Source organism: Flavobacterium fluviatile (assembly GCF_010645065.1).
Taxonomy (GTDB): Bacteria; Bacteroidota; Bacteroidia; order Flavobacteriales; family Flavobacteriaceae; genus Flavobacterium; species Flavobacterium fluviatile.
On record NZ_JAADZW010000056.1, the window covers coordinates 1 to 2,533 of the forward strand.

General features: G+C 47.7%; 1 pseudogene. It reads right to left on the reverse strand.

Going from position 1 to position 2,533, the window contains the following annotated elements:
* Positions 1-2,533 (reverse strand): annotated as a pseudogene (locus tag GXM17_RS21145) (hypothetical protein); the annotation flags it as partial.

The window sequence follows — 2,533 nt, forward strand, 5'->3', positions numbered from 1 at the left end:
GCGGTTGTCGCTTCTGCGTAGTCGTTTTCAGTCGTGTCACCATTTGCAGGCGTCGAGTTCGGATCCGGAAGATCGCTCGCCGTAACTTCGGCAGTATTCAAATAGGTTCCTGTTGGGTTGACTGTAGCGGTTATCTGCAGGGTCTGGGTAGCCGTATTGGCTAAAGCCCCTACTGTCCATACACCCGTTGCAGTGTCGTAAGTTCCTGCCGTTGCAGTGTAGGAAACATACGTATAACCTGAAGGAAGCTGATCTGTAACAGTCACACCCGAAGTATCCTGAGGGCCATTGTTGGTTACATTCACACTGAAAGTCACCTCAGATCCTACAAGCGGCGTTGCATTGCTTACTGTTTTGGTCAATGATAAATCTGAAGATTGTTGTATTGGAGCGGTTGTCGCTTCTGCGTAGTCGTTTTCAGTCGTGTCACCATTTGCAGGAGTTGAGTTTGGATCCGGAAGATCGCTCGCCGTAACTTCGGCAGTGTTTAGGTAGGTTCCGGTTGCGTTGACTGTGGCAGTTATTTGTAGGGTCTGGGTAGCCGTATTGGCTAAAGAACCTACTGTCCATACACCCGTTGCAGTGTCGTAAGTTCCTGCCGTTGCAGTGTAGGAAACATACGTATAACCTGAAGGAAGCTGATCTGTAACAGTCACACCCGAAGTATCCTGAGGGCCATTGTTGGTTACATTCACACTGAAAGTCACCTCAGATCCTACAAGCGGAGTTGCATTGCTCACCGTTTTGGTCAATGATAAATCGGCAGATTGTTGTATTGGAGCGGTTGTCGCTGCTGCGTAGTCGTTTTCAGTCGTATCACCATTTGCAGGCGTCGAGTTCGGATCCGGAAGATCGCTTGCCGTTACTTCAGCAGTGTTTAGGTATGTTCCGGTTGGGTTGACCGTGGCAGTTATTTGTAATGTTTCTGAAGCTCCGTTGATTAAATTGCCAATAGTCCAAATACCCGTTGCCGGGATATAAGTTCCGGTTGAAACGGTAAATCCATTGAAAGTATATCCTGAAGGAAGCAAGTCAGTCACCTGAACACCGGTATTGTCCTGCGGACCGTTATTGGCAACTACTATTTCGAAAGTTACCTCAGAACCCACCAAAGGAGTTGCATTGCTCACCGTTTTGGCCAATGATAAATCGGAAGATTGTTGTATCGGAATAGTAACAGCCGTTGCGAAATCATCTTCAAGAACGACACTATTATTTGGTGTGGAATCCGGATCCGGAAGATCGCTTGCCGTTACTTCGGCAGTGTTTAGGTATGTTCCGGTTGCGTTGACTGTAGCGGTTATCTGCAGGGTCTGGGTAGCCGTATTGGCTAAAGCACCTACTGTCCATACACCTGTTGCTGTGTCGTAAGTTCCTGCCGTTGCAGTGTAGGAAACATACGTATAACCCGAAGGAAGCTGATCGGTAACGCTCACACCCGAAGTATCCTGAGGACCATTGTTGGTTACATTCACACTGAAGGTTACCTGAGATCCTACAAGCGGAGTTGCATTGCTCACCGTTTTGGTCAATGATAAATCGGCAGATTGTTGTATTGGAGCAGTTGTCGCTGCTGCGTAGTCGTTTTCACTCGTGTCTCCATTTGCAGGAGTTGAGTTAGGATCCTGAAGATCGCTTGCCGTAACTTCAGCAGTATTCAAATAGGTTCCGGTTGGGTTGACCGTGGCGGTTATTTGTAATGTTTCTGAAGCTCCATTGATTAAATTCCCAATTGTCCAAACACCCGTTGCCGGAATATAAGTTCCGGTTGAAACGGTAAATCCATTGAAAGTATATCCTGAAGGAAGCAAGTCAGTCACCTGAACACCGGTATTGTCCTGCGGACCGTTATTGGCAACTATTATTTCGAAAGTCACCTCAGAACCTACAAGCGGCGCTGCATTGCTCACCGTTTTGGTCAATGATAAATCGGCAGATTGTTGTATCGGAGCGGTTGTTGCTTCAGCGTAGTCGTTTTCAGTCGTATCACCATTTGCAGGCGTCGAGTTTGGATCCGGAAGATCGCTTGCCGTAACTTCGGCAGTATTCAAATAGGTTCCTGTTGGGTTGACTGTAGCGGTTATCTGTAGGGTCTGGGTAGTCGTATTGGCTAAAGTCCCTACTGTCCATACACCCGTTGCTGTGTCGTAAGTTCCTGCCGTTGCAGTGTAGGACACATAAGTATAACCCGAAGGAAGCTGATCGGTAACAGTCACACCCGAAGTATCCTGAGGGCCATTGTTGGTTACATTCACACTGAAGGTTACCTCAGAACCCACTAAAGGAGTTGCATTGCTCACTGTTTTGGTCAATGATAAATCGGCAGATTGTTGTATTGGAGCGGTTGTCGCTTCTGCGTAGTCGTTTTCAGTCGTATCTCCATTTGCAGGTGTCGAGTTCGGATCCGGAAGATCGCTTGCCGTAACTTCGGCAGTGTTTAGGTATGTTCCGGTTGCGTTGACTGTAGCGGTTATTTGCAGGGTCTGGATAGCCGTATTGGCTAAAGAACCTACTGTCCATACACCCGTTGCTG